Below are 25,566 nucleotides of genomic sequence, written 5' to 3'. Positions count from 1 at the left end.
GCCGGCGGCGGTGTTCGATAACGGTTGCGATGACATGCGCGGGGCGGCGGCGAAGTCCCGTGCGTTGGCGTGCCACGTACTGCGTGCTGCGATTGCGTTGAAGCCTGTTGCGGTGTCAGGCGGCCGACTGCTGCTGCAGGTACCAGCTGGCAGCGCCGACCACGCCCAGCTGGCCGTGTTCGACGACCTTCACCGGGATGCGTGCCAGTGCTTCGCCCATCGGCCCCTTCTGCAGGTAGCGTTCGACGAAGGTGCTGGCGTGCAGGTATTCGCGGATCTGCGGCAGGATGCCGCCGGCCAGGTAGACGCCACCGTGGGCACCATAGAACAGGGCCATGTCGCCGATGGTGCTGCCGAGCAGGCCGCAGAACACATCCAGCGCCTGGCGCGCGTGTGCATCGGTATCGGCCATGGCGGCGGCGGTGACCGCATCGGGGCTGGCCAGCGTCGGTGCCTGCCCCTGCAGCGCGCACACCGCGCGGTACAGGTTCATCAGGCCCGGGCCGGAGATCGCATGCTCGATCGACACGTGCGCGCGGTCGCGCTGCATGTGGCGGACGATGGCCATTTCCAGTTCGGTGCTTGCGGCCAGGGTCGGCTGGCCGGCTTCCGTCGGCAGCACCACCGGGCCGTGCGCAGTGGGGATCCACAGCGCGGCGCCGAGGCCGGTGCCGGGACCGACCACCAGGGTCGGGCCACGCGCAGCGGTGTCCGGCCCGCACAGGTGCAGCACGCCACTGGCGTCCACCTGCGCGGCGGCATAGGCCACCGCTTCGAAGTCATTGACGATGTAGACCCGCTGCAGGCCGACATCGGCCTCCACCTGGCGTGCCGACAGCGGCCACGGCAGGTTGGCGGTGATCACCGTGCCGTCCTCGCGGGCGTAGCCGGCGCTGGCGACCACACAATGCGTGGGCCGCGGGCCTTCGCCGAGGAAGTCGGACAGGATCGCGCTGAGGCCGGCATGGTCGGCGTTGCGGTACTTGCGGTATTCCAGCACCTGCACCGGATGGGCGGTGTCACCGCTGGCCTGGACCCGGGCCACGCGCACATGGGTGCCACCGACGTCCGCGGCCAGGAACGAGGGCGCGACGCGGGACAGGACATGCGACGGGGCGGGGTGGCTGGCGGTCACGCGGGCTCCTGCTGCAGGTGGGGCTGGCCCCGGGATCGGGGGCAGCGATTGGGGCGGAGTCTGTAACCGCGCTGACAACGATGTCAACGAGTTCGTGACACTTTCGTTGCTGCGCCGCAACGAATGCGACAGGCAGTAAACGTTTACATGGCGTGAGTGCGGGTTTCACGTGGGAACCGTTGCTGCATGGGGCTCTAGGCCTGGCGCGCATTCAGCGCGGAGCACCGCAATCGACTTGCGCAGTGCAGCACGAGGTTGAAGGGGCGTGCATGGAAGTTGACAAACCGCCGTTGTCCACCGAAAGAATGTGACAACGTTGTTCCCAGCCACTCTCCGACGCCGCGTTCTGCGGCTGTCGCCGCAGGAGCCCTCCTGATGTCCGCCGTCCCCGCTGCAAGCGCGCGCCCGAACGTGGCCACCTCCATCGCCATCGTCGGCGTGTTGTTCTTCCTGATCGGCTTCTTCACCTGGCTCAACGGCCCGTTGATCACCTTCGTCAAGCTCGCCTTCGAGCTCAGTGAGGTCGGCGCCTTCCTGGTGCTGATGGTGTTCTACCTGTCCTACTTCTTCCTGGCGCTGCCCTCGTCGTGGATCCTGCGCCGTACCGGCATGAAGAAGGGCCTGAGCCTGAGCCTGCTGGTGATGGCCGGTGGCGCGGCACTGTTCGGCGAATTCGCCACCCAGCGCTGGTACCCCGGCGCACTGGGCGGCCTGTTCGTGATCGGCAGCGGCCTGGCCCTGCTGCAGACGGCCATCAACCCGTACATCTCGATCCTTGGGCCGATCGAAACGGCGGCGCGGCGCATCGCGTTGATGGGCATCTGCAACAAGATCGCCGGCATCCTGGCGCCGATCCTGATCGGCACGGTGGTGCTGCATGGCATTGGCGATCTGGACGTGCAGGTGCAGGCGGCCGATGCCGCGACCAAAGCCGTGCTGCTGAACCAGTTCGCCGCCAAGATCCATGCCCCGTACCTGGCCATGGCGGCGCTGCTGGTGGTGTTGGCGGTGGCGATCCTGTTCTCGCCGCTGCCGGAAATCAAATCGTCCGAAGCCAACGCTACGCCGGTGGCCGCCGGTGCGGTCGAGCGCCGCAGCATCTTCCAGTTCCCGCACCTGTGGCTGGGCGTGCTGTGCCTGTTCGTGTACGTGGGCGTGGAAGTGATGGCCGGTGATGCCATCGGCACCTACGGCCATGGCTTCAACCTGCCGCTGGACGAGACCAAGATGTTCACCGCCTTCACCCTGGGCGCGATGCTGGTCGGTTACGTGGTCGGCCTGCTGGTGATTCCGCGGGTGGTGTCGCAGTCGCGCTACCTGACCATTTCGGCGGTGCTGGGCGTGGTGTTCTGCCTGGGCGCGTGGGCAACGCACGGCTATGTGTCGGTGGCCTTCGTGGCCCTGCTGGGCTTTGCCAACGCCATGATGTGGCCGGCCATCTTCCCGCTGGCCATCCGCGGCCTGGGGCGCTTCACCGAAACCGGTTCGGCCCTGCTGGTGATGGGCATCGCCGGTGGCGCGATCATTCCGCAGCTGTTCGCCCTGCTCAAGCAGCACATCGATTTCCAGCTGACCTTCGTGCTGCTGATGGTGCCCTGCTACCTGTACATCCTGTTCTATTCGGTGGTGGGCCACCGCGTGGGCCTGCCGCAGGACCGGAGCTGATCGGCGATGATGGACGGCAGCCAACCCCAGGAAAAACCGATGCGCAGAGCGACCATCAAGGACGTTGCCGAAAAGGCCAAGGTCTCGCTGAAGACGGTCTCGCGGGTGATCAACAACGAGCCCTCGGTGATGCAGGCCACCCGCGCGCGGGTGCTGCGTGCCATCGCCGAGCTGGACTACGAGCCCGATCCGTCCGCGCGCAACCTGCGCAGCGGCACCACCTTCGTGATCGGGCTGGTCTACGACAACCCGAACCCGTACCACATCATCGGCGTGCAGAACGGCGTGCTCGCCGCCTGCCGCGAGACCGGGTTCGGCCTGCAGATCCATCCCTGCGATTCCAGTTCGCCGCTGCTGGCCGATGAACTGGCTGACTGGGTGCAGCGTTCGCGCCTGGCCGGGCTGGTGCTGACCGCACCGATGTCCGAGCGCCGCGACCTGATCCAGGCGCTGACCGCGCGTGGCATCAAGCTGGTGCGCATCGTTGCGGCCACCGAAGATCCGGCCGACGGTGCCTGCGTGTTCGTCGACGACCGCGAGGCCGCCTACGAGATCACCGAACACCTGATCCAGCTGGGGCACCAGCGCATCGGCTTCCTCTGGGGCGGCAGCTCGCACCGCTCCTCGGGCGAACGCTATGCCGGTTATGAGGCCGCGTTGAAGGACTACGGCATGACCGTGGACAAGCACCTGGTGGTGCAGGGCGACTACACCTTCGACGACGGTTTCCGTGGCGCGCGCCGCCTGCTGGCGCTGCGCGAACCGCCTACCGCCATCTTCGGTTCCAACGACGAAATCGCTGCCGGCGTGCTGGCCGCTGCCAAGTCGGCCGGCATGAACGTGCCCTACGACCTGTCCATTGCCGGTTTCGAGGACAGCCCGTTCTCGCGCCAGTCGTGGCCGCCGCTGACCACCGCCAAGCAGGCCACCGAGGACATCGCCCGCCATGCCGCGCGCCTGCTGATCGCACAGCTGCGCAGCGACGCCTACGACGATGCGCCGGCACCGCTGCACAACCAGGGCTTCGTGCCGCAGCTGGTGGTGCGCGGATCGACCGCGCCGATGCGCCCGGCCGGCGCACGCCCCCTTCCTTCCGATCCTGCCTGAGCCTGCCATGTCGCTGTCAGACCCCACCGCTACCCTGATGTTCGCCGAGGCCGCTGAAGCGGCCGACGTGGTCGCGCGCCAGTTCTCGCGCAACCACGCCACCCTGGAAACCCTGGCCGCCAGCCTGCGTGCCGCGCCGCCGCCGTTCGTGGTCACCTGTGCACGCGGCAGCTCCGACCACGCCGCCACCTATGGCAAGTACCTGCTGGAAACCCAGCTGGGGCTGGTGGTCGCGTCGGCCTCGCCATCAGTGGGCTCGGTCTACGCCGCACCATTGCAGCTGCGCGGCGCACTGTTCATCGTCATCTCGCAGTCGGGCAAGAGCCCGGACCTGCTGCGCAACGCCGAGGCGGCCAAGGCCGCCGGCGCGCGCGTGATCGCGCTGGTCAACGTCGAGGATTCACCGCTGGCGCAGCTGGCCGACACGGTCATCCCGCTGCATGCCGGCCCCGAGAAGAGCGTTGCAGCGACCAAGAGCTACCTGGCCTCGCTGGCCGCATTGCTGCAGCTGGCCGCGTACTGGAAGCAGGACAGCAGCCTGCGTGCGGCGCTGGACCTGCTGCCGGACGCGATGCGTGAAGCCTGGCAGTGCGACTGGAGCGCGGTGACCGAGGGCCTGGTCGAGGCCACCAACCTGTTCGTGCTCGGCCGCGGCCTGGGCCTGGGTGCGGCGCAGGAAGCGGCGCTGAAGTTCAAGGAAACCTGCAGCCTGCACGCCGAAGCCTACAGCTCGGCCGAGGTCAAGCACGGCCCGATGGCGCTGGTCGGCCGTGGCTTCCCTGTGCTGGCCTTCGCCCAGCCGGACGAGACCGGCGCCGGTACCCGTGCGGTGGTCGATGAATTCACCGCACGTGGTGCGCAGGTGTGGATGGCCGGTGCCGGCGGCAACCTGCCGGTGGCTGCCGCGCCGCATCCGCTGTGCGCACCGCTATTGACCGTGCAGAGCTTCTATCGCGCCATCAATGCGCTGGCGCTGCGCCGTGGCTTCAACCCGGACCTGCCGCCGCATCTGAACAAGGTTACGGAGACGGTGTGATGGTGACGGTGCTGCGCAATGCCCGCATCCTGGCCAGCGATGAGTTCCGCGACGACCTGGCGGTGGTGATCGAGGACGGTCGCATCAGCGCGCTGCTGCCCGACGCAGCACCCCAGCTGGGCCACGCGGCCGAGCAGGTGGACCTGGGAGGCGGCTGGCTGCTGCCCGGCTTCATCGATGTGCAGGTCAATGGCGGCGGCGGCGCGCTGTTCAACAACACGCCGGACGTGGCGGCACTGCGCACCATCGCGCAGGCGCACCGCCGCTTCGGTACCACTGCGATGCTGCCGACGCTGATCAGCGATGACGTGGCGGTGATGCGCGAAGCCATCGGTGCGATGCGCGAGGCCATTGCGCAGGGCGTGCCGGGCGTGATCGGCATCCACCTGGAAGGCCCGTACATCGCGCCGGCGCGCAAGGGCACGCACGATGCCAGCAAGTTCCGCGTGCCGGACGAAGCGGAGATTGCGCTGGCCGCATCGCTGGATAACGGCGTGACCCTGCTGACGCTGGCGCCGGAGCGCGTGCCGCTGGAGACCATCCGTGCGCTGGTCGAGCGTGGCGTGATCGTCGCTGCTGGGCACACTGCAGGCACCTACGAAGAGATCCGCGCCGGCCTGGATGCCGGCGTGCGCGGCTTCACCCATCTGTACAACGCGATGTCGCCGTTGCAGGGCCGCGAGCCCGGCGCGGTGGGCGCTGCGCTGGAAGACCGCGACAGCTGGATCGGCATCATCGTCGATGGCGTGCATGTGCACCCGGCCAGCCTTCGCGTGGCGTTGGCGGCCAAGCCGCGCGGTCGCCTGCTGCTGGTGACCGATGCGATGCCGCCGGTTGGAGCCGACGATCCCAGCTACGTGCTGTATGGCGAAACCATCACCGCCATCGATGGCGTGGTGCGCAATGCCGCCGGTTCGTTGGCCGGCTCGGCGCTGGACATGGCCACCGCCGTGCGCAATACCGTGCAGCTGCTCGGCCAACCGCTGGCCGAAGCGGCGCGCATGGCGTCGACCTATCCGGCGCAGTTCCTCAACGTCGACGACCGCCTTGGCCACATCGCCGAGGGCTACCAGGCCGACCTGGTGCTGCTGGATGACGCCCTGCAGGTGCGTGGTACCTGGATTGCCGGACAGTACGAGGCCGCCTGATGAACAGTACGCCGCCACGCCGTCTGGGCTCGATCGATGCCCTGCGCGGCATCACCGTGGCGGCGATGCTGCTGGTCAACAATCCGGGCGACTGGAGTGCGGTGTTCGCGCCGCTGCGTCATTCGGAATGGCATGGCTGCACGCCCACCGACCTGGTGTTCCCGTTCTTCCTGTTCCTGGTGGGTGTGTCGATGGCCTTCAGCGTGGCACCGCGTGCGCTGGATGCCGCTGCACGCCCAGCATTGGCGCGCGGCGTGCGGGAGCGTGCACTGCGCATCCTGCTTGCCGGCGCGTTGCTGCACCTGTTGATCTGGTGGGCGCTGCATACCCATCACTTCCGCATCTGGGGCGTGCTGCAGCGGATTGCGGTGTGCGCAGCGTTGGTGGGTGTTCTGGCGGTGTATGCGCGGCCGCGCGTGCAGGCTGGCGTGCTGGTCACGCTGCTGGTGGGCTACACCGTGCTGCTGCTGGGCATCGGTGATCTGGCGCCATGGACCAACCCGGCCAGCCGCCTGGACACCACGCTGTTCGCACCGTGGATCTACCAGTGGCACGCCGATACCGGACTGGGCCATGACCCGGAAGGATTGCTGAGCACGCTGGGTGCGCTGGCCAGTACCGTGCTCGGCCTGATTGCCGGTGGCCTGCTGCGCAACGGTCGTGCGGCGGCATTGGCTGGCCTGGGTGTGGCAACCGCCGTGCTGGGGCTGCTGCTGGCCACGGTGCTGCCGTTGAACAAGCAGCTGTGGACGCCCAGCTATGTGCTGTGGACCGGCGGCCTGGCCGCGCTGGCGGTGTGGCTGGGCCATGTGTTGATCGACCAGAAGCGATGGCCGCCGCTGGGCCGCCGTTTCGGGGTCAACGCAATTACCGCCTATCTTGGCGCATCGGTGATGTCGGTGGCGCTGATGGCGACCGGCGCGTGGGGCTGGATCTGGCAGCAACTGGCCGCCGCGATGCCGCACGCGCTCGAGCTGGCGTCGATGCTGCAGGCGCTGGCGTTCGTCGCGCTGTGGTGGGGCGTGGCGTGGTGGCTGGACCGGCGGAAGATCTATCTGAAGATCTGACGGCTCCGGGTCGGATCCCTTTCCGCAGGAAAGGGCTCTGACCCAACCCGGGAGGCCACCTCATCCAGGCATGGGCATGACCCCGCAAAGATGAACGATTTCAGGCACGTAGAGGTGGGGTGATGCCCGATCAGGTTCGCATCTGAACTGTGATGATCGGCACGCAAATTCACCTGCCGAAACCGTTCACCATGGCGCAGACTTCGCTCGCAGTACCGCATATCCGCAGTTCCTGATCCCCTGTCCAGGAGTGCTGTATGTCCCGTGCCGTCCCGCGCGCAGTGCGTATGCGCCGCCTCACTGTTTCCGTACTGCAGGCTTTGGCTGTTCCCTCCGTCATGCTGTTGACCGCCAGCGCCGCCTGGGCCGGCTGTGACAGCGTCGCCCCCGTCGCCGGCCAGACGGTCACCTGCGATGCCAATGCGCCGAACCCGCAGACCGTTCCCGTCACCGCCAATGGCGCCGCCGGCATCACCGTCACTGTCGCCAGCACGGCGCAGCTGCAGCAAAGCGGTGGCAGCAGCGCGATTTCGCTTGTCGGGGCCGGTGGGCACCTGTTGTCCAACCTGGGCACGATCAGTTCGGTGGGCGGCGTGGCGGTGCAGCTCGGTGGCGGCAGCCGCGTCGAGAACTCGGGCAGCATCAGCACCGGCAACAACACCGCCCTGCAGTTCGTCGGCGCGGGCGACAGCGTGCTGGTCAACCGCGGAACGATCAGCGGGCGCACCGGCGTGCAGTTCGGTGCCGGCAATGATCGCCTGGACATGCAGGCTGGCAGCATCAGCGGCAGTGTGCTGCAAGGCGATGGCAATGATGCGCTGCTGCTGGACAACGGTACGATCGAAAGCGTCGACCAGGGCAGTGGCGATGACCAGATGACCGTCACCGGCGGCACCGTCACCGGCGTGGTGGCGCAGGGCAGTGGCCGCGATGATTTCGTCATGAGTGGCGGCACGGTCGGCGCGCTGCAGCAGGGCGACAACATCGATACCTTCCGCATGAGCGGTGGCCGCATCATCGGTGCGTTCGAGGATGGTGACCAGGCGTGGATGACCGCTGGCCGCATCGGCCGGGTCAACATGAAGCTGGACAAGAACCTGTGGGACCAGTCCGGCGGCACCGTGGACGGCAACGTGGTGACCGGCTTCGATACCGACACCATCATCATCTCGGGTACCGCCTACATCGGCGGCAACATCAGCGTCAGCGGCGGCAACGACAGCGTGACCATCACCGACGGCACCGTGCGCGGGCAGGTACTGCTCAGTACCGGCAACGACACCTTCAACTGGAATGGCGGCGGCATCGTCTACGGCGCGATCGACATGGGGCCGGACAGCGACGTCGCCAACCTCGGCAACCTCAACCAGGGCAACCTGGGGGCGGTGCCGCTGTTCGACGGTGGCGGTGGCATCGACCAGCTCAACTTCCACAACGTCAAGACTGCCGGCGTGGGCCGCTTCCAGAACTGGGAGGCGATCAGCCTGGCCAACAGCACCGAGCTGACCTTTGATGGCGACCTAGTGCTGGGCGACAGCGGAACCGGCACCGGCACGCTCACCGTGGACGACACCAGCACCGTCTACGCGGGCAGTGGCGGCCATGCAGTCCGTCCGTTCAACAGTGGTGCACTGGTGGAGATGGCCAATGCCGGGCGCATCGACCTGACCGGCACCGGCGCAGGCGACGTGTTCACCGTGCGTGGCAACTATCGTGGTGACGGCGGTGGCCTGTACCTGCGTACCGTGCTGGGCGCGGACAATTCCAGCAGCGACCGCCTGGTGATCGATGGCGGAACCGCCACCGGTACCACCGGCATCGGCGTGCTCAATGCCGGCGGCAGCGGCGCCGCCACGCTGGCCGATGGCATCCTGGTGGTGCAGGCCTTGAATGGTGGCCGCACTGCGCCGGGCGCGTTCTCGCTGTTCGCACCGGTTGCAGCCGGTGCCTACGAGTACTTCCTGTTCAAGGGTGGTGTCAGCGCCGGCACCAGCGAGAACTGGTACCTGCGATCGACGCTGGTGACCGGACCAACGCCGGCACCCAACGGCGGCGGCACTGCCACGCCACCGCCCCTGACGCCGCCGGTCGCACCGCCGCCGGCGATCACCCCGGCACCGCCGCCGCCGCCTGAAGGCGCTACCGATCCGAACCTGACCGCCGGCGAGGCCGCGCCGCCACCGCCGCCACCGGAACCGGCGCCGGTGGCGCCGCCCAGCGACCCGGCGGTGCCGGACGTGCCGGTGGCCGGCGGTGCGTTGCCCGGTACCGGCACCCCACCAACGCCGGGTGCACGCCCGGCCGAAGGCGCGGTGGTGCCGCTGTACCGCGTGGAGACCGCCGCCTACGCCGTGGTGCCACCGCTGCTGCGCGAGACCTCGCTGGCCAGCCTCGGTACCTTCCACGAGCGGCAGGGCGAACAGCGCCTGCTGTACAACCAGGGCATATTCCGCACCGCCTGGGGCCGGTTGGTGGGGCAGAGCAGCGAGATCCACTGGAGGGGTGATGCGCAGCCGGGCTTCGATGGCGATGTGATGGGCCTGCAGGCCGGTCTCGACGTGTGGGCTGCGGCGTCTGACAACCACCGCAACCAGATCGGCGTATTCGTTGGCCGCACCCGCGCGCAGGGCAAGACCACGGGTCTGGCACTGGGCTGGGAGAACGTGCAGGTAGGCCAGAACCGCCTGGATGACAAGCACGTGGGCCTGTACTGGACCTTCACCGATAGCAGTGGGGGTTACATCGACGCCGTGGCGATGCAGAGCCGCTACGACGGCCGCGTGCGTTCCTCGCGTGGGCTCGGCTTCGGCCTGAGCGGCGACGGTACCAGCGTGTCGGTGGAGGCGGGCAAGCCGCTGCTGCACTTCGGGCAGTCCGCATGGTGGCTGGAACCGCAGGTGCAGGTGATCTGGCAGCGCACTTCGCTGGATGACCGTCGCGATGAAGTATCGAGTGTGCGCTTCGACAACGACAACGCCTGGACCGGCCGCATCGGCCTGCGCCTGGCGGGCGATTACCAGTTGGCCGACAACGGCTGGCAGCCGTACTTCAAGCTCAATTACTGGCATGGCCGTTCTGGTGAAGACCGCATCCGCTTCGACGACGACGTGATCATCAATTCGCAGCGCTCACGCGCGCTGGAAGCCGGCGTGGGTGTGGTCGGGCGTTTCAACCGAACGATCAGCGCCTATGCCGTGGCCGACTACACGCGTGAACTGGGCGGCGACCGCAACGAGAAGCGCCGCATCATCGAAGGCAACATCGGCCTGCGTGCGGACTGGTGACAACCGCAACCTTGGGTAGGTGCCGACCTTGGTCGGCACGAGTCCCACCGACGCCACGACGCTGCTCTGGTAGGTGCCGACCTTGGTCGGCACGAATCCCACCGACGCCATGACGCCGCTCTGGTAGGTGCCGACCTTGGGCGGCACGGATCCCACCGGCGCCATGACCTCCGCGCAGCCGACCATAGGCTCGGCTCTACAGCAGCGGTGCGCACGCATCCGGTTCCACCAACGCCCCGGCATGATCGGCCAACACCACCACCGCATGCAGCAGCCCTTCCTCCACCTGCGGCGGACACTGCGCCTGCGCATCATCCATCTCGCGTGCCGACTGCGCCGCCAACAAGATGCCCCCACACGCAGACACCGCCGCCAGGCAGCGCGTCGCCTCGGCCAGCGCCCGACCGCGCGCCTCGCTGAGTTGCCGTTCGCGCCACGCCTGGCCGTCGGCCGCGTGGCTGTGAGCGATGCCGCGCAGCCGCGCGAAGAATGCGGAGGGCGGCGCCTGTTCGTCGACTTCGGTGAGCGCATCTTCCAACGCTTCGGCTGCGGCGTTGGACAGCTGCAGGCCGGGCAGTGCAGCGCCGAGCAGGGCCTGCAGGCGTGGATAGGCGGGGTAGGGCGTGTTCATGGCGGCAACCTCACGAGGCAAGGCCACCTGCGAAGCGCAAGGTGGCGGGCGGTGCGGGTTGGCGTGCCGGTCAAAATCAAAGCGAAAAAGCCGACGGATCACGAGGATCCCCACGCACCGCCCACCATGGGCAAGCCGGTGCATTGTCGCGATTGCCGTTGATGCGGCAAATCGATCGCTTCGATGTTTGATTCAGGACGCCAATCCCGGTCAGCGCAGGAAGCGCCGACGGGGCCACCTTGGCGCGTTGTGCGCCGCGATGGCATGGGCAAAGTTGCAATGTGGTGACCGCACGCAAGCCGCCTTGCTGCAACCCGCGACCGGGCCGGATACGACAGTTCGCGCGTGGCGCAAGCGATCATGCCCCGGTTATGCTGCGGTCCTGATTCAACGACAAGGAAGCGTCGCATGCAGGTTCGCAAGGGAGTGCGTCGCATCGGCGCGCTGATGCTCGTGTTGCTGGCGACCGGCGCCATGGCCGATACGCCAGGCGCGGTCGAGATGCCCTCGCCGGAGGCCCAGGCTGAGATCCTCAACCTGCTTGAACGCCAGGCGCTGTATCGCGACCGGGTGGACTGGCCCGCCATCCGCATCCGCCTGCAATCGGCGCAGGGGGATCCCGCGCAACGGCTGGCCGTTCTGCGCGAAGCCATTGCGCTCAGCACCGGCCACCATGGTGCGTGGACCACGACCCAGCGTCAGCGCGAATCCCTAGCGCGTGCGCAGCAGGCCGGTGCCGCCGCCGTGGACCGGGCCAAGGCCGCTGATGCGGTGGATGCGCGCATCGGCTGGGTGGTCATCGAGGGCTATGCCTCCTCGCTGGGCGCGACGCCGCAGGAAAAATTCCGCCAGGACATCCAGCGTGCCGCGCGATGGCAGCAGGTCATCCGCAGCAAGGACGACGGCGCGCGCTGTGGCTGGATCGTCGACCTGCGGGACAACGGTGGCGGCTCCATGTGGCCGATGCTGCTGGGCATGGCCCCGCTGTTGCGCACCTCGGTGGTGAACAACGAGGACGTCGGCGCGTTCGAAACCGCGCAAGGGCCGCAGCGCTGGACGTTGACGGCGACTGCGGTGCAGCTGGCGGGCAGGCCGCTGCTGGACTTCGGCCAGTCCGGCCATGTAGTGCGGCAGCCTGGCGCACCGGTGGCGGTGCTGTTCGGGCCCCGCACCGGCAGTTCGGGCGAGGCCTCGGTGCTGGCGTGGCGTGGCCGCCCGCAGGCGCGGAGTTTCGGCCAGCCGACCGCGGGCGTCTCCACCGGCAATGTCGTGCACACGCTTGCCGATGGCAGTCGCCTGCTGCTGACCACCAGCGTGATGCGGGACCGCAATGATCGTGGCGATGGCCTGAAGATCGAACCCGACCAGCGCGTCGAGGGTGACGCGGCCACTGTGGCCGCCGCCCAGGCCTGGCTGCTGGCCCAGCCCGCCTGCCAGGTCAACCGGACATGATCCTGATCGGCCAACAGGAACGGGTGCTGATCGTCGGCCCCACCGAAGCGCACCACTGCCTGCGCTGCCAGACGGAAACCGAGTTCGCCCCGCAGCTGCGCTACAAGATGGCGCGCATCGACCTGCTGTTCGGCTTCACCTACCAGCGCCGCTACGAGCTGGCCTGCACCCGGTGCGAGCACGGCTGGGTGCTCGATACCGAGACCATGGACCAGCAGCTGGGCGGGGTGCCGATCCCGTGGCGGCACCGCTTCGGCCTGCCGTTGATGCTGGTGGGGGTCGCCGCGCTGGCGGTGGCCGGTTGGATGTGGCGGCACGGATACATCGGTTGAGGACCGGGCCTGTTAAAGTCTGCCCTGCAACCACGTACCGGAACCGACCATGGACCACGACACCCCGTTCGAACCCCTCAACGACCTCGAGGTGCGCCTGCTGCAGGCCCAGGACGGCACGCTGACCGCAGCGCAGTTCCTCGACGGCCTGCTGACCTCGACGGCGTTCGTGCTGCTGGACAAGGCCATTGGTGAGGATGGCGCCTGGGACGAGAGCATCTCGCCGCTGGTGCTGACCAGCGAGAGCGGCGAGCCGATGTTCGCGGTGTTCACCGCGCCCGAGCGCGCCGGCCTGTGGCACGAGCAGCTGCCGCAGTTTGCCCATGCCATGCCGATCGCGGTGCACGCGCTGCTGGCCGGTATCGGCGACGGCGTCGGCCTGGTGCTGAACCCGGGCCTGGACGTGGGCATGGAGATGATTCCCGATGCCGTGGCCCAGCTGAAGCAGCGTGCGGCGGCGATTACCCGTGGGATGGCGCACTGAAGCCAGTGATATAGGGGTGCCGGCCAGCGGCCGGCACTGCCCATAGCAGTGCGCGCGGACGTTGCGGATCAGCGGGCGGCGGCGATGGCTTTCACCCGCGCCTTGGCCAGCGCTTCGCCGATGGCCGGGCCCTTCAGATGCGTGGTATCCAGATCCCGCGCCTGCACTGACAGCGCCGCCTGGTGCAGGCGCTTGAGCGTTTCGCCCTGGGGGTAGTCGGCGTCCTCGAAGCCGAGCCGGCCGCGCTTGTCGGCCTCGCAGCACAGTGCGATGCGGGCCACGCGTTCCGGCCGGCGCAGCGCATCACAGCGGCCCAGCAGTTCCAGCACGGTGGCATCGCGCAGTTCGTCGATGCGGTGCACGTTCAAGTGCTCGCGACACACCGCTTCGGCCAGCTGCTGGTGTTCGGCGGGAATCTTCAATCGTGCGCACAAGGCCTTCAGCGGCTTGATGCCGCGTTGCTCGTGCATGATGTGGCGCGGCCATTCCTCCGGCGGGGTCAGGCCCTTGCCCAGGTCATGGGTAAGCGCGGCAAAGCCGACCAGGTCATCGCCCGGCGCCAGCCTGGCAGCCATGTCGCTGACCATTTCCTGGTGGATGCCGGTATCGACTTCAGGGTGGAACTCAGCACGTTGCGGCACGCCATACAGCGCTTCCAGCTCGGGCAGGATCGGGCCCAGGGCGTGCGCATCGTGCAGCGTACGCAGGAAGGCAGAAGGCCGCTCACTGACCAGCGCCTTGCGCAGTTCCTGCCAGACGCGTTCCGGCACCAGCGCGTCCAGCTCGCCGCTGGCGGCGACCTCGCGCATCAGCGCCATGGTCTCTTCGGCGACGGTGAAGCCCAGTGGTGCGAAGCGCGCCATGAACCGGGCCGCGCGCAGCACGCGCAATGGATCTTCCACGAACGCGGGGCCGACATGGCGCAGCACGCGTTGCTCGATATCGCGCACACCGCCGTAGGGATCGACCAGCGTGCCGGTGTCTTCGTCGCAGGCAATCGCGTTGATGGTGAAGTCGCGGCGCTGCAGGTCTTCTTCCAGCGTCACTGCCGGGTCGGCATCGACCACGAAGCCGCGGTAGCCACGGCCGGATTTGCGCTCGGTGCGCGCCAGCGCGTATTCCTCAGCGGTCTTCGGGTGCAGGAACACCGGGAAATCGCGGCCGACGGCGGTGAAGCCCTGCGCTTCCATCTGCGCGGGCGTGGCGCCGACCACCACCCAGTCATGGTCGCCGGCAGGTCGCTGCAGCAGGCGGTCACGCACGGCGCCGCCGACAAGATAGATCTTCATGGCTGGAATCATCGCATGCCCGGCGCAGACGCACCGGTAGTGCCGGCCGCTGGCCGGCAACCGCAGTCACCCCGAAGCTGCCGGCCAGCGGCCTGCACTACCGATACAGCGTCCAGCCGATCCAGGCCAGCAGGCTCATCGTTTCCCTCCCCAGCGAGTGGATGCCGGGGAATGCCGGCCAGCGGCCGGCAGTACTGTGTTGCGATCAATCGCCGCCCTGGTCGGCGTTGGCGGCGCAGCTGAAGCGCTTGCGCTTGTCCACCAGGCGGCCCATCAGGCGATCGCTCAGCGGCAGCGCATCACCATTGAGGCGCCAGTCGTAGATCACGCTGAAGGCCAGCACGCGGGCCACGTACTCGCGGGTTTCCTTGTAGCTGATGGTCTCGATCCACAGGTCCGGATCAAAGCCCGGGCGCTGGCTCTGCCAGCGTGCGGTCGGGGTCGGGCCGGCGTTGTACGCGGCGATGGTCACGTAGGGCAGGCCGTCGTACTTGTTCATCAGCTGGCGCAGGTAGGCGGTGCCGATGGCGATGTTGGTGTCCGGGTCGTACAGGCTGTCGGCGCCGCCGTAGCCGGTCAGGCCGATCGACTTGGCCACGCCGGCACCGGTGGCTGGCAGCACCTGCATCAGGCCCATGGCGTTGGCAGGCGAGCGCGCACGCGGGGTGAAGGTGCTCTCGGCGCGGATCTCCGCCGCCACCCAGGCCGGGTCGATTGCGTTGCGTGCCGATTCGCGGCGGATGGTGGCGTCGTGGTGCAGCGGGAAGCGCAGGTCGTACAGGCGCTGCTCCTGCGGCTGCTTGCCGAGCGCGAACACGGCGCGGTCGAACCAGCCGTTGTCCTGCGCCACGCGCACGGCGAGGCGACGCTGGGTGTCATCGAAGCGCGACAGTGCACTGTTCCATTCGGCCACGGCCCAGCCAGCGCGATCGATCTGGTACAACGCCATTGCGCGCTGGATGGCCGGGTCGCGCGCGATCACCGCCTGCGCCTGCGCGCTGTCGTTGGGCTGCCACGGGCACAGCGTGTAGCCCTGCTGCAGCTTGTCGGCGGCGAGGAAGCCGTGGAAGGTCGATGCACGCGCGGCCTCGCGGAACAGCGGCTGCGCCTGCTGGGCCTGGCCGGTCTTCTCCAGCATGCGGCCTTCGAAGTAGCGCCAGCGCGGGTCGCTGCGCTGCTTGCTGCCCATCTTGCGGATGGCGGTCAGCGCCGCGGTCCAGTCGCCGCGGGACATCGCTTCGCGCACGCGCCACTCGTGCAGGCGTTCGTCATAGGCCGACTCCGGCACCGCGTTGAGGCGGCGTGCCGAATCGGGCAGGTAGGACGCCACCGTCCACAGCGCGATCTGGTACAGCACCTGGCCCTGCTGGGCGGCACTCAGCCCCAGTGCCTGCGCGTACTGCGGCAGCTGCTGTTCGGTGGCGGCCGGGTCGGCCTTGGCCAGCTTGGCCAGGCCATCGGTGGCGATGCGCCGGCTGCGCTCGTTGCGGGGCCAGTTCAGGGCGCTGGCGTTGGGCTTGTCGACGAAGGCGGCGTAAGTGTTGGCCAGTGCCAGGTCAGTGGCAGGCAGGCCGCGGGCCGCGCTGCGCATCACGGCGGGCTGCTGCGCGTCGGCGGCAGCATCGATCCGTTCCCAGCGCAGGGCGTCGCTCAGGCCGCCTTGTGCCTGCAGCACGGTGAACACCGCATCGCAGCTGTCCGGCAGCGGCTTGCCGTTCTTGCGCCACAGCTCCTGTGCTTCGCTGATCCACTGCGGATCGACCTTGCCGGTCACCTGGCGCGCGGTCAGCTGCGCACAGCGCAGGCCGGCGTTGTCGGTGGGCGCCCAGTTGGCCAGCAGGGTCGGCCAGTCCTGGCGGCGGGCGAGCGAGGGCAGCCACACGCTGCGGAACGTGCTGGCCACGGCCTGGCCCTCATAGCGCTTGAGGAAGGCCTGTGCCTGCGCGGTATCGACGGTGTCGATGTTGCGGCGCAGGTTGGCGTACTCCAGCCAGCCATACGCCGGATGGCGGCTGAGCGCAGCGGCTTGGCCAGGATCGAACTGGCCGCGTTCGGCGGCCGCGATCGCGGCTTTCAACTGCGCGTTCTGGGCATCGAGGGACTGGGCATTGGCGCAGCCGATCAGCAGCGTGGTGGCCAAGGGCAGCAGGGACAGGGCGGTCGAAGAGCGTCGGGTCATGGCATGCAGCATAGCGGGCAGTGGCTGAATTCAGTTTCGCATTGCGTGCACGCCATGCGTGGGCAACGATAGCTGAATGACTCCGCACAGGCCCCTGCCGCAGGCGGGCGCAGGCGTCGTAACGTCGGCCTTGGGCGAACCGCCCGGCTGCAGGGAGCGGCACATGGCGTTCAGTAGCGCAGGAAGAAGCGGCCCGCTGGCGGACATCAATGTCACGCCACTGGTGGATGTGATGCTGGTGCTGTTGATCATCTTCATCGTAACCGCGCCGATCGTGGCCCGGCCGATTCCCGTGCAGTTGCCACAGGCCACCGATCGCACGATCGATCGCCCCGAACCGCCGCCGCCGATCGAGCTGCGACTGGATGCGTCGAACCAGCTGAGCTGGGATGGCCAGCCGATGGCGATCGGCGATCTGCAGGGGCGCCTGCAGGCGCAGGCCGGCGAGCATGCCGGCAACCTGCCGGAGCTGCGCATCGCCACCGATCCGGCGGCCGAGTACGAAGGCATGGCGCGGATATTGGCTGCGGCCGAAGCCACTGGCATGGAGCGCATTGCCTTCGTGCGGTGAGTTTCGTGCGGTGAGTCCGGCAACGGGCGGCCTGCCATCGGCAGGCCGCTCTTCCTGCGAGGAAACGTGGCATGCGATACGGGACACAGCACGCGGCCTCACTGATGGCCGCCCCCAATCTGGCACCGCTGGTGGATGTGTTGCTGGTGTTGCTGGCGCTGGTGATCACCGCGCTGCCGATGGCGCAGGCGACCGGCCTCCTGGCGCTCCAGCAGCGCACCTCGTGCCCACCCTGGCCGGCGTCCTCACCCCAGCCGATCCACCTGCGCATCGACGCGGCGGGGGCGATGTTCTGGAATGGCCAGCCGCTCGACGCTGTCGCGTTGCAGCGGCACCTGGTGCAGGCGCAGCAGATGCCGCAGCAGCATCGCCCCTGGGTGCACCTGGCGACCGCCGACGACACCGACTACGAAGACATGGCACGCGTGCTGCTGGCCGTGAGCCAGCATGGGCTGCGCGTCGACGCGCCCGGTCACTAGCGCCTGCACCGACAAGTCCCCTTGATGAGTTGTGGCGGATCTCGGCGCGCGCTGACGCAGCCGGCATCAAAGTGGAGGGCGGTGAACAGTACCGTCCGGTTCTAAACGGTCCTCATCTGACGTAAATGGCTGTCAATTGCGTCAATTCCGCGTGAAAGAGTGTCGATCATCACGCCGTGATTTTTACCGCTTGTTTACAAAGGAGACGCTGCCGCCATGCAGGGGGGAGCGCGGCAGTCCATGTCCCGACATTCCTTTGGAGAGAGAGCGAATGAAGCACCTGCACCACCGCCCGTTGGCGGTTGCCGTCACGCTGTGCGCGATGGCCTTGGCACCCCTGGGTGCCGCTGCACAATCCACCACCAACCTCGACGCGGTGGAAGTCACCGGTACCCGCATCAAGCGCGCTGAAGTAGAGGGCCAGGTCCCGATCCAGACCCTGACCCGTGGCGACATCGAACGCACCGGCCTGACCTCGATCGGCGAAGTGCTGCAGCAGCTCACCGGTTCCGGCTCTGCGCTCAACGCCAAGTTCAACTCGTCCGGCAACTTCGGTTTCCCGCCCGATGGCAGTGGCGTGGGTGCCGGCTCGGCGCAGGTCGATCTGCGCCACCTGGGTGCCAAGCGCGTGCTGGTGCTGGTCGACGGCATCCGCTGGGTCAATGAATCGTCGGCGTCCGGTGTGGGCTCGGCCACCGACCTCAACACCATTCCGCTGGCCATCGTCGAGCGCATCGAGGTGCTGGAGGACGGTGCTTCGTCGCTGTACGGCTCCGATGCCATCGCCGGCGTGGTCAACATCATCACCCGCCGCGATTTCGATGGTGGGCAGGTGACGCTGAACTACGGCGAGTACAGCAAGGGCGACGGCACGCAGAAGGGCGTGGACCTGGCCTGGGGCAAGAGTGGCGATCGCTTCAGCCTGTTCCTGGGCGCCAGCTGGACCAAGCAGGACCCGGTATTCGCCAAGGATCGCGAGCAGTCGCGCTTCCCCATTCCCGGTACCGGCCTGGCGTTCGGCAGCGGTGGTATTCCGCAGGGCCGTTTCATGTTCACCGACCCGAACACCGGTGCGGTGCAGAACATCGTGCCCAATACCGGCGTGAGCAATCCGCGGTACGACGGCAGTGCCGGCTGCAGCCGCACGGATGACTATCACTGCTTCACCACCGCCGACCGCTTCAACTTCGCCGAATACAACATGGTGCTGACGCCGTCGGAGCGCAAAGGCCTGTTCGGCCAGTTCCGCTTTGACATCACCGACAACGTGCAGTGGTACATCAAGGCGCTGGGCAACCGCCGCGAGTCGACCAACCAGGCCGGCCCCGAGCCGCTGTTCTTCGGCCCCGATGGCGCCACCGGCAATCCGTTGGCCGACAACATCGTGGTCTCGCGCCTGAACCCGTACAACCCGTTCGGCTTCGATCTCGTCTCCGGCGACAACATGAGCCTGATCGGTCGTCGCCCGGTGGAGGGCGGTGCGCGCGTGTTCAAGCAGAAAGTGGACACCACCTACTTCGCCACCGGCCTGGTCGGTGACTTCCATGCCGCCGACCGCAGCTGGTACTGGGACGTCAACGGCATGTACAGCAAGAACAAGGCCGAGCAGACCAACTACGGCAGCTATGACATCTACAAGGTGAACATGGCGCTGGGCGATCCCGCGGTGTGCGCGGCCACGCCTGGCTGCGTGCCGTTGAACATCTTCGGTGGCGCCGGTTCGATCACCCCGGACATGCTGAAGTGGATCCAGCCAGTGGTGCGCGACCGCAGCCAGAACGAACTGAGCCTGTTCACCGCCAACCTGTCCAGCGAGCTGTTCTCGCTGCCGGCCGGTCCGGTGTCCTTCGCCACCGGCTTCGAGTACCGCAAGTACAAGGGCGCCTACCAGCCCGATCCGCTGACGGTGATCGGCCACTACAACGGCGTGCCGTCGCAACCGACCTCCGGTTCCTACGACGTCAACGAGGCCTACCTGGAGTTGAGCGTGCCGATCTTCGCCGACTCCTCGTTCGGCAAGAAGCTGGACCTGAGCCTGGCCGGCCGCTATTCGGACTACTCCACCTTCGGCGGCGAGTTCACGCCCAAGTACGGCCTGCGCTGGCAGGTGACCGATGACTTCGTGCTGCGCACCACGTACGCCGAGGGCTTCCGCGCACCGTCCATCGGTGAGCTGTACGGCTCTGCCGCACGTGCCGACCTGCAGCTGTTCGATCCGTGCTCGGTGGGCTTGGGCGGCACGCCGCCGCGTGGCAGCGCGGCCAACTGTGCTGCACTGGGCGTCCCGGCCGGCTTCCAGCAGGCCAACTCGCAGATCTCGGTGACCACCGGCGGCAACCGCGAGCTGGACCCGGAACGCTCGCGCAGCTTCAGCGCGGGCTTCGTGTGGAGCCCGTGGTTCGGCAACAACGCCTCGTGGTCGGAGCGCTTCGATGTGGAAGTCACTTTCTACCGCCATGCCATCGATGGTGCGATCCAGGCCATCAACGCGCAGACCCAGCTGGACCTGTGCGTGGATACACTGGACCCGATCTACTGCAACGGCATCACCCGTGCCAGCACCGGTGCGGTCAGCAGCTTCAACAACCGCCTGACCAACCTGGGTTCGATCAAGACCGACGGTTGGGACGTGGATCTGTTCTGGACGCTGCCGCAGACCTCCATCGGCCAGTTCAAGCTGGCATGGAAGAACACCTTCGTCGGCCGTTACGAGGCCACTGGCGCGGCCGGGCAGAAGCAGCCGCAGAAGCCGGGCGTGGAAGTGGCCGACAGCTCGATCCCGGAGTGGACCAGCAATGCCAGCCTCGGCTGGACGATGGATCGCTGGAGCGCCAACTGGACGGTGCGCCACATCTCCGAGCTGACCGAGAACTGCGGCGATGCGGCGGCCTTCCCGGTGTGCAGCAACCAGGCTGCGGGCACCAACACGCTGTCGGCCACCACCTTCCACGACATGCAGGTGGGCTACAAGATCGACTGGATGAAGGGGCTGCAGCTGACCGCGGGCCTGAACAACGTGTTCGACAAGGATCCGCCGATCTGCCTGTCGTGCTCGTTGAACGGCTACGACGCTTCGACCTACGACATCCCGCGTGGCCGTTACTGGTACCTGCGCGCGGACCTGCGCTTCTGATGTGACGGTGGCAGCGCCGGTCAGTTCCGGCGCTGCCTTGCGGGTGTAGAGCCGAGCCCGCGCTCGGCTGATTCTCTGAGCCGAGCATGGGCTCGGCTCTACAGGTGCGGGGCGTGCGAACCCCGCGTCTGATCAGAACGCCCAGGTGAACGTCAGCGAGCCATTGCGGCCATCGCCGTACGCACCGTAGCCGGTGATCTGCGAGTAGTACTTCTTGTCCAGCAGGTTGTTGAGGTTGGCCTGCACGCTGAACTCCGGCGAGATGCGGTAGCGCAGGAAGGCACTGACCAGTGCGTAACCTTCCTGCTCGAAGCGACCCACCACCGGCGCGGCGTAATAGATGCGGTTCTGCCAGTTGGCACCGCCACCGATGGTCAGTTCCTGCAGCGACTGCGGGGTGTAGCTGGTGAACAGCTTCAATGCGGTCTGCGGCAGGTTGGTGTTGATGTCGGCACCGTTGATGTCCTTGGCCACATAGCGCGAAGCACCGAAGGTCGCGTTCCAGCCCGGTGCCAGTTCGCCGTTCACTTCGAATTCGAAGCCACGGCTGACGGTGCCGCGTGCGGCGATCGAGGCGAACTCACCCGGACGGCCGATGATCGGCTCGCTGGTGACCTGGGCGACGTTGTCCTGCTCGATGCGGAACACCGCCAGCGAGGCGTTCAGCCGGTTGTCGAACCAGGCACCCTTGACGCCCACCTCGTAGCTCTTGCCGTCGACCGGGTCGAGATAACGGTCGTTGCGGTCACGTGCGGTCTGCGGCTGGAAGATCTCGGTGTAGCTGGCGTACGCGGAGTAGGTATCGTTGATGTCATACACCAGGCCGGCGTACGGGGTGGTCACCTTGTGTTCGCGGTCGTCGTTCTCGCCTTCGCTCTTCCAGTTGGTGTAGCGCGCACCGAGGATCAGCTTCAGCGGATCAGCCAGCGACAGACGGGTGGCGGCATAGCCGGCCTTCTGGGTGATGGTGCCCTGGCTGGCCAGCGCCAGCGGGTTCCAGTTCGGCTGGGCGATGTTGCCGGTCCAGTCGAGATAGGAGCTGAAGGGATTCCAGCCGGTGCCGGGGCCACCCATCTGGAAGTCACCGTAGTTGGCGAATTCGCGCTTGTTGTAGCTCAGGCCGGCCATGAACTGGTGCTCGCGGCCGAACAGCTGGAACGGGCCGTCGATGTAGCCATCGATGCCATCGACCTTGCGCTCGGTGTTGTAGAAGCCGGCCATCGGCGTGACGCCGGTGCCGGTGGCCTTGTCGAACGCGGTGTAGGACGGATAGAACAGCTTGTCGTCGGCGTTGGTGCGGTCGTGGGTGGCGCCGATCCTGAACTTCCAGCCGTTGCTGAAGGCGTGCTGCAGGGTGGCAAACGCGCGCTTGCTGGTGGTGTCCCAGTAGGTCCAGTCCGGCGACGGATTGAACGAGGTCGGGTAGTTGGTCGGGCTGCCATCGGCGTACCACATCGGGAAGCCGCCCCAGGTCGCACCATTGGCGCGCTTCTGCTGGTAGTCGTAGCCCACGCTCAGCTGGGTGTCCGGGGTCAGGTCGGCATCAATGACGGCGTAGCCCAGCGTCTTGCGCTGGTTGTAGCGGTCCATCTGGCCGTCGGTATCCAGGTAGCTGCCGATCACGCGACCGCGCACGCTGCCGCTGGCGTTGAGCGCGCTGCCCACATCCACCGTGGTGCGGGTGCGGCCCCAGCTGCCGACGTTCACCGACACGCTGCCGGTCAGCTCGGCGCTGTCGGCATGCTTGCGGATCAGGTTCACCGACGCCGACGGATTGCCGGCGCCGCTGAGCAGGCCGGTGGCGCCGCGCACCACTTCCACGCGGTCGTACAGCGCCAGATCCAGGCCGGAGTCACCGTAGCTCCAGTTCTGCACCATCTGCGTCGGCAGGCCGTCGAACTGGTAGGCATCGATGTAGAACCCACGCGCGTAGAACTCGGTGCGCTCGCTGTCGGACTGGGTGCTGGTCACGCCGGTGGTGTTGGCCAGCACGTCGATGATGTCGTCGAGCTTCTGATCTTCGATGCGCTGGTGGCTGATGATGCTGACCGACTGCGGGATCTCGCGCGGTGCCAGGTCGAAGCGGGTACCGGCCGAGGTGCGGCGCACCGAATAGCCTTCGGCGCGTTCGCCCTTGACCATCAACTTGTCCAGCGTGGTCGGATCGGCGGCGGTGTCGGCGAAGGCGGCCGGGGCCAGGGCGCAGAGTGCAACGATTACGGCAACGGACAGCCGCTGCGGTTGCGGGATACGGAAGGCGGGACGGGTCATGGGGGTCCTGGACGAGCACGCGCGCTCGGCCGGCATCCAGAAGGCGAGGCGCTACGGGTGGGAAACGGGCGGGCAGGCCGTCCTGGCACCACCGGAAACGAAAGAAATGGTAATACGAACTATTCCTATTTACAAATCATGAGCGAGGTAGGCGCTCACGCGGGCCGCGACGCAGCGCATGGTGTTCAGCGCAGCAGCGGCAGCGGATCGCGCGCGCCATCGGCGCCGTAGATGCCCCAGTGCAGGTGGGGCGGCGTGCCCTTGGCATTGCCGCTGTCGCCTACATGCCCGAGCAGGTCGCCGGCCTGGACCACCTGGCCGCGCGCCAGGCCCTCGGCCCAGTCGTCCAGATGGGCGTAGTAGTAACGTTCGCGCCCGGGCCCGATCACCCAGACCTGGCGGCCACCGAGGCCGCGCTCGCTGACGTCCGCGATGACGCCGGCAGTGACGCTGCGCACCGCGGTGCCGCGCTTGGCGAAGATGTCGATGCCGGCGTGGGAGCGGTCACGGCCACGTGGTGCGCCGAAGGTGTCGGCGATCTGGCGTGGCCGCACGCCGTCCACCGGCACCGCCAGTTGCGTGGCCGGCGGCATACGAGAGAGTGTCCACAGCAGCTTCGGCGCAGCGGCCCATGGGCTGTTCCACAGCGCCATCGCGGCAATGAGGGCGATGGCCAGCCACAGGCCGCGCAGCAACCAGCGGCGCAGGCGACGGGCGGGGGAGGGCGATGTGTTCATGGTCTCCGACTGTAGCGCCGAGCCATCCTCGGCGGCTGTTGCTGTGCGGTCAAAGCGCAGTCGAGCATGGCTCAGCGCTACAGAACCGGGGCCAACGGCACTTCGAAACTGCGCTTCAACGTCCCCAGCGCGACCGACGTACGGAAGCGCTCGATGTTGTCATCGCCGCCGAACAACCGCTCGGTAATGGCCTCGTACTCTTCCATCGACGCCGCCGAAAGCAGCAGCAGGAAATCGCCATCGCCGGTGATCGAGTAGCACTGCTGCACGGCCGGGTCGTTTTGCACGCGGCGCTTGAACGGCGCCACGCGTTCGCGCTGCTCGCTGACCACGCGCACCTCCACGATGATGGTCAGCGGTCGCCCGACCCTGGCCGCGTCGACCACCGCCACGTTGGCGGCGATCACGCCGCCGTCCTGCAGGCGCTTGATGCGGCGCTGCACGGCCGGCGCAGACAGGTGCACGGCCTCGGCGATTTCGCGCTGCGGCAGGGTGTTGTCCCGCTGCAGCAGGTCGAGGATGGCGCGGTCGAAGCTGTCGAGCACGGGGGCGGTGGCCATGGCGAGCAGAAGTTGCACGAACGGGCCGTCAATTGAGCCAAGTGCTCGGCGCTGGCGCAATAGACTTTGCCCATGCAGACCCCACGACTCGCGCCGATGTTGCCGGCGCTGGCGGTGCTTGGCTCGGTCACCTCGCTGGCCATCGGCACCTCCTATGCAAAACACCTGTTCCCGCTGATCGGCGCGCAGGGCACCAGCGCGCTGCGCGTGGGCTTCTCGGCGCTGTTGCTGCTGCTGTTCTGGCGGCCGTGGCGCTGGAAGACCAGCCGCCCGGATGCGATCACCATCCTGCGCTACGGCCTCACCCTGGGCCTGATGAACCTGCTGTTCTACATGGCCCTGCGCACCATTCCCTTCGGCATCGCGGTGGCCATCGAATTCACCGGGCCGCTGACGGTGGCCATGCTGTCGTCGCGACGGCCGATCGATTTCCTCTGGGTGGGCTGTGCGGCGGTGGGGCTGCTGTTGCTGCTGCCGATCGGCGGTGGTCCGGCGCTGGATCCCGCTGGCGTGCTGTATGCGATGGGGGCTGCGGCGTGCTGGGGCCTGTACATCGTGTTCGGCAAGCGTGCCGGCCACCTGCATGCCGGGCATTCGGTGTCGCTGGGGCTGCTGGCGGCATCCCTGGTGGTGGTGCCGGTGGGCGTGGCGCATGCCGGTGCCGCGCTGCTCGACCCGAAGATCCTGGCCGCCGGGCTGCTGGTGGCGCTGGTGTCCAGCGCGATCCCGATGTCACTGGAGATGATGGCGCTCAAGCGCCTGCCGAAGGAGACCTTCGGCATCCTGATCAGCATGGAACCGGCGGTGGCCGCGCTGTGGGCCATGCTTCTGCTGCACGAGCACCTGCATGGGCTGCAGTGGCTGGCGATCGGCTGCACGGTGCTGGCCTCGGTGGGCAGCACGATGACCGCGCGGCGCCTGAAGGCACCGGCCGCCGCCTGAAAAAGGGGACGGAGGGGATTAAGTCGTTTATGCATAAACGACTTAATCCCCTCCGTCCCCTTTT

20 protein-coding genes are annotated in these 25,566 nt (G+C 67.6%); 13 read left to right on the top strand and 7 right to left on the bottom strand.

The features are described from left to right. Positions 1-115: 115 nt before the first annotated feature. Positions 116-1,135 carry a glucokinase family protein gene (locus tag QP609_RS17725; protein WP_100450617.1) on the bottom strand — a complete coding sequence of 340 codons (1,020 nt, stop codon included), beginning with the start codon at positions 1,133-1,135 and terminating at the stop codon, positions 116-118. Positions 1,136-1,510: 375 nt separating this feature from the next. Here QP609_RS17725 and QP609_RS17720 point away from each other — a divergent pair, with 375 nt between their 5' ends. From QP609_RS17720 to QP609_RS17695, 6 genes are all read left to right on the top strand, one after another. Then, a complete protein-coding gene (locus QP609_RS17720; protein ID WP_014648421.1) occupies positions 1,511-2,800 on the top strand; it encodes a sugar MFS transporter in 1,290 nt (429 codons plus the stop codon). 39 nt (positions 2,801-2,839) lie between these two features. Then, positions 2,840-3,907 carry a LacI family DNA-binding transcriptional regulator gene (locus tag QP609_RS17715; protein ID WP_041863830.1) on the top strand — a complete coding sequence of 356 codons (1,068 nt, stop codon included), beginning with the start codon at positions 2,840-2,842 and terminating at the stop codon, positions 3,905-3,907. 7 nt (positions 3,908-3,914) lie between these two features. Continuing rightward, entirely contained in the window at positions 3,915-4,943 is a 1,029-nt protein-coding gene (locus tag QP609_RS17710; RefSeq protein ID WP_014648419.1) for an SIS domain-containing protein, read from the top strand. Further along, positions 4,943-6,091 carry an N-acetylglucosamine-6-phosphate deacetylase gene (gene nagA, locus QP609_RS17705; protein WP_180835156.1) on the top strand — a complete coding sequence of 383 codons (1,149 nt, stop codon included), beginning with the start codon at positions 4,943-4,945 and terminating at the stop codon, positions 6,089-6,091. The genes QP609_RS17710 and nagA overlap by 1 nt, the downstream gene beginning before the upstream one ends. Then, complete coding sequence (locus tag QP609_RS17700) at positions 6,091-7,158, top strand: heparan-alpha-glucosaminide N-acetyltransferase domain-containing protein (protein WP_289213820.1); 1,068 nt, start codon at positions 6,091-6,093, stop codon at positions 7,156-7,158. Before nagA ends, QP609_RS17700 begins: the two co-directional genes overlap by 1 nt. A gap of 257 nt (positions 7,159-7,415) precedes the next feature. After that, the gene (locus QP609_RS17695; RefSeq protein WP_197621286.1) at positions 7,416-10,442 is read left to right on the top strand and encodes an autotransporter outer membrane beta-barrel domain-containing protein; all 3,027 of its coding nucleotides are present in this window, start codon (positions 7,416-7,418) and stop codon (positions 10,440-10,442) included. A 196-nt stretch (positions 10,443-10,638) separates the two neighbouring features. Here the strand turns inward: QP609_RS17695 and QP609_RS17690 are convergent, their stop codons facing one another. Beyond that, entirely contained in the window at positions 10,639-11,073 is a 435-nt protein-coding gene (locus QP609_RS17690; protein ID WP_049440684.1) for a hypothetical protein, read from the bottom strand. A 408-nt stretch (positions 11,074-11,481) separates the two neighbouring features. On the opposite strand from QP609_RS17690, the gene QP609_RS17685 reads away from it, so the two are divergent. The 3 genes from QP609_RS17685 to QP609_RS17675 are packed head-to-tail and all read left to right on the top strand — an operon-like array spanning position 11,482 to position 13,341. Next, on the top strand, positions 11,482-12,525 hold the full coding sequence (locus tag QP609_RS17685) for a S41 family peptidase (protein WP_197621287.1): 1,044 nt from the start codon (positions 11,482-11,484) through the stop codon (positions 12,523-12,525). Next, entirely contained in the window at positions 12,522-12,857 is a 336-nt protein-coding gene (locus tag QP609_RS17680) for a hypothetical protein (protein ID WP_014648413.1), read from the top strand. Before QP609_RS17685 ends, QP609_RS17680 begins: the two co-directional genes overlap by 4 nt. Before the next feature lie 49 nt (positions 12,858-12,906). Further along, positions 12,907-13,341 carry an SseB family protein gene (locus tag QP609_RS17675; RefSeq protein ID WP_005419309.1) on the top strand — a complete coding sequence of 145 codons (435 nt, stop codon included), beginning with the start codon at positions 12,907-12,909 and terminating at the stop codon, positions 13,339-13,341. A 68-nt stretch (positions 13,342-13,409) separates the two neighbouring features. On the opposite strand, the gene QP609_RS17670 is transcribed toward QP609_RS17675, so the two are convergent. Then, a complete protein-coding gene (locus QP609_RS17670; protein ID WP_197621288.1) occupies positions 13,410-14,630 on the bottom strand; it encodes a multifunctional CCA addition/repair protein in 1,221 nt (406 codons plus the stop codon). A gap of 205 nt (positions 14,631-14,835) precedes the next feature. After that, positions 14,836-16,821, bottom strand: a complete 1,986-nt coding sequence (locus QP609_RS17665) for a transglycosylase SLT domain-containing protein (protein ID WP_014648411.1) — start codon at positions 16,819-16,821, stop codon at positions 14,836-14,838. Positions 16,822-16,972: 151 nt separating this feature from the next. Between QP609_RS17665 and QP609_RS17660 the strand changes: the two genes are divergently transcribed. From QP609_RS17660 to QP609_RS17650, 3 genes are all read left to right on the top strand, one after another. After that, positions 16,973-17,380 (top strand): biopolymer transporter ExbD, encoded by a 408-nt coding sequence (locus QP609_RS17660; protein WP_014648410.1) that lies wholly within the window; start codon positions 16,973-16,975, stop codon positions 17,378-17,380. Positions 17,381-17,451: 71 nt separating this feature from the next. Next, positions 17,452-17,859 carry a biopolymer transporter ExbD gene (locus tag QP609_RS17655; protein WP_041863821.1) on the top strand — a complete coding sequence of 136 codons (408 nt, stop codon included), beginning with the start codon at positions 17,452-17,454 and terminating at the stop codon, positions 17,857-17,859. Positions 17,860-18,130: 271 nt separating this feature from the next. Next, a complete protein-coding gene (locus QP609_RS17650; protein ID WP_197621289.1) occupies positions 18,131-20,992 on the top strand; it encodes a TonB-dependent receptor in 2,862 nt (953 codons plus the stop codon). Positions 20,993-21,124: 132 nt separating this feature from the next. Here QP609_RS17650 and fhuE read toward each other — a convergent pair whose 3' ends face one another. The 3 genes from fhuE to QP609_RS17635 form a co-directional block, all read right to left on the bottom strand. Then, complete coding sequence (gene fhuE / locus QP609_RS17645; RefSeq protein ID WP_197621290.1) at positions 21,125-23,263, bottom strand: ferric-rhodotorulic acid/ferric-coprogen receptor FhuE; 2,139 nt, start codon at positions 23,261-23,263, stop codon at positions 21,125-21,127. A gap of 185 nt (positions 23,264-23,448) precedes the next feature. After that, positions 23,449-24,000 (bottom strand): M23 family metallopeptidase, encoded by a 552-nt coding sequence (locus QP609_RS17640; protein WP_046432517.1) that lies wholly within the window; start codon positions 23,998-24,000, stop codon positions 23,449-23,451. A 77-nt stretch (positions 24,001-24,077) separates the two neighbouring features. After that, a complete protein-coding gene (locus QP609_RS17635) occupies positions 24,078-24,560 on the bottom strand; it encodes an Lrp/AsnC family transcriptional regulator (protein ID WP_197621291.1) in 483 nt (160 codons plus the stop codon). 72 nt (positions 24,561-24,632) lie between these two features. On the opposite strand from QP609_RS17635, the gene QP609_RS17630 reads away from it, so the two are divergent. Beyond that, entirely contained in the window at positions 24,633-25,502 is an 870-nt protein-coding gene (locus QP609_RS17630; protein WP_197621292.1) for an EamA family transporter, read from the top strand. The last annotated feature ends 64 nt before the right edge of the window (positions 25,503-25,566 follow it).

Origin of the sequence: Stenotrophomonas sp. 8(2023) (genome assembly GCF_030345295.1) — a bacterium.
In the GTDB taxonomy this organism is placed as follows: domain Bacteria; phylum Pseudomonadota; class Gammaproteobacteria; order Xanthomonadales; family Xanthomonadaceae; genus Stenotrophomonas; species Stenotrophomonas muris.
This window is presented reverse-complemented; position numbering and strand designations above follow the sequence as displayed.